Origin of the sequence: Roseiarcus sp., from assembly GCF_052145395.1 — a bacterium.
Classification (GTDB): domain Bacteria; phylum Pseudomonadota; class Alphaproteobacteria; order Rhizobiales; family Beijerinckiaceae; genus Roseiarcus.
The window spans coordinates 1-2,500 of record NZ_JBKQOT010000349.1 but is presented as its reverse complement, the minus strand read 5'-3'; the positions used below and the strand labels follow the sequence as shown (position 1 = coordinate 2,500).

The 2,500-nt window shown below is 62.4% G+C and carries 3 protein-coding genes; 1 reads left to right on the top strand and 2 read right to left on the bottom strand.

Features of this window, described 5'->3' with window-relative positions:
- Positions 1-218 (bottom strand): hypothetical protein (locus tag ACLP25_RS11805; RefSeq protein WP_442469390.1); only part of this gene is annotated, 218 nt, incomplete at its 3' end.
- A gap of 517 nt (positions 219-735) precedes the next feature.
- Here ACLP25_RS11805 and ACLP25_RS11800 point away from each other — a divergent pair.
- The gene (locus ACLP25_RS11800; protein ID WP_442469389.1) at positions 736-1,944 is read left to right on the top strand and encodes a heme-binding protein; all 1,209 of its coding nucleotides are present in this window, start codon (positions 736-738) and stop codon (positions 1,942-1,944) included.
- Positions 1,945-2,067: 123 nt separating this feature from the next.
- Here ACLP25_RS11800 and ACLP25_RS11795 read toward each other — a convergent pair.
- Positions 2,068-2,500, bottom strand: a 433-nt coding sequence (locus ACLP25_RS11795; RefSeq protein WP_442469388.1) for a peroxidase family protein, incomplete at its 5' end; no start/stop codon positions are given.

Here is a 2,500-nt window from a genome sequence, read left to right as displayed (position 1 = left end):
CGAAGTTCCCATGAGCGAGCGTTCTGTCTGCGGGCGATATCGAGGGCGCCTTGGAAATAGGCTTGCGCCCCGCCCTGGTCGTGCTGGGGCGACAGAAGCTCAATTAGACCGGCGATACGATGAGCTTCGGCGTCGAACCACCTTTCGCCTGTCGCCTCCGCCGCAGTGATCGCTTCGCCAACCGAGCGGCGCGCGTCGTCGAACTGCCCAAGGTCCACCTGAGCCTTCGCCAAAGCTGACAAGAAGTATGGAAGAGCCGCTGGATCAATCCGCCCCAAATCAAGCCTGAAATCCAAGCCTAAATTACCAACCCAGGCGTCTCATTGTCGTTGACACGTTCCGCCGCGATCGGCCTGCGACAAGCCTTCGGCGACCGGCAGTGTAGACTATCTCGTCGCGATATCTCCCGAGGGTGCGTGCGGCGTCGCTGCAGGTCCGAGAAGAGTCGATCCGCATTATTGGGGCGCACCGATGCGTCTGCCGAAAGACGCCGAGACCGATGCGATTTGTGAAGATCGTCCTGCATCATCCGTACAAGATTTCTTATGAAGTTCGAGACGACAAGGTCGAGATCGTTCACATCCGCCGCTCAGCGAGATGGTCGTGGACGGCGTAAAGGCGACACGCCGCCGGTTTGCAGTGTGACCTGCATCATAGACAGACCCTCCTGAACGAAGATAGTCTGTGGTGCCGAGGGACGTTCCCGCGGTGTTCATAGCAAGAGGAGGACTGCCCATGCCCGACGCACCCGTTCCAGGCGTCTCGATATCCAAAGGCAACTTTGTTTTCGACGAGATCAGGGAAGCTCTGGCGGCGCGCGCCGCAGCCGCGCCCCCTCCGCTCGGCGTCCTCTCGCACTTCATGGGAGAATTCGGGGGAACCGGCTTCAATACGATCTTCCGCCCCAATAGCGGGCCGCCAACCACAACGACCTTTCCCAAACCCGTCGCTCCACCGCCGCCCCAGCCTCCCAGCGAGAATGTCCTTGAACTCAATCTCACCACCGAAACCCTGACATTCTCTGAGGCGCTCGGCAATGTGCCCAATCGCGGGTTGGAGGCCCAGAACGACATCTTTCTCAACGGCGTGCCTTATGTGCAGGCGATCAACGACGTGACCAATACGGCGACCGGCAAGGGCGACGGCAAGGCCACGGGCATTCATTTCGAGCCTGGTCTGTGGATGCATGTTCCCGCCACGAAGACGACGCCGAACCTGGCCGAGACGTTGGTGCGTATGGCCTCCATTCCCCACGGAACGACAATCAACGCCCAAGCTCTCGGGCCGACCGCGACAATCGCAGGGCCGCCGACCATACCGCCCGTCTCGATCACGCCGTTCCCTATTGGCAACCCCTCGCACCCGATCCGCTTCAACGCCCAGACCGCAGCCGATACGGACACGCCCCGCATCCCACAGGACCTGACGAAATTCATTGCGGAGGGAACGATCACCCAGGCGATCCTGGACGATCCCAACACCATTTTGCGCGAGGCCATCGCGCATCAGACCATCGTCGAAACGATCGTGTTCACCGTCGCGACGTCGCCCCGTTCCCCGGTGTTCGGCGGAGGCACGGCGAACATCGCCTTCCTTGAAGGCAATCAGGCGATCACCACCCCCAACGCAGATGCGGTCACAATGACCGCGACGTTCTGGATCGAGACGGTCGAGCACAAAATCCAAATCCCGATCTTCCGGCTGGGTCAGCCGCCTCTCCGAATCCCCGCGCCGACAGCAAAACCAGGGTTGCTTGGGCCGGTCTTCCACATCGAGCCGCCAAGAGAGATTCCGGCTCCGATCACGATCACCGTGCGCTCAACGCAGATCCAGTACTCGCAGGTCGTGCTTCTCAACTTCGCCGGTCTCAGCTGGCCGCACGTTTCGGTGGCGACGCTGGTTCCGATCGCCCCGCAGACGATTCCGCCCGGCGCCTGGCCATAAGCGGCGGGGAAGCAGCGGCCGGCGCCGAAGTCATCGGGCCGGCGCCGCAGAAAAAGCCGCGCGGGATCTTGTCCCGCGTGGCAGGATTGTTGGCCACCTATGGCCCGAGCGCTCGACGATCTCTTACTCGGCCGCCATTGCCAGCGGCTCCTCGCGGGACGCCAGGTCGAAGCGGTCGAGGTCCATCACCTTGGTCCACGCCTTGACGAAGTCCTTCACAAACTTCTCCTTCGCGTCCGCGCTGGCATAGACTTCCGCAAGCGCGCGCAGCACCGAGTGCGAGCCGAAGATTAGGTCGACACGCGCGCTGGTCCATTTGACCTCGTTCGTCTTGTGGTCGCGTCCCTCGTACACGCCTTCGGAGCCGGCGAGCGGCCGCCATTCCGTGCCCATGTCGAGCAGGTTGACGAAGAAGTCGTTGGTCAGCGCCCCTGGCGTCTTGGTGAAGACGCCATGCGTGGACTTGCCCGCATTCGCGCCGAGGACGCGCAGGCCGCCGACCAGGACCGTCATCTCAGGCGCCGTCAGCGTCAGCAATTGCGCCCGATCCACCAGG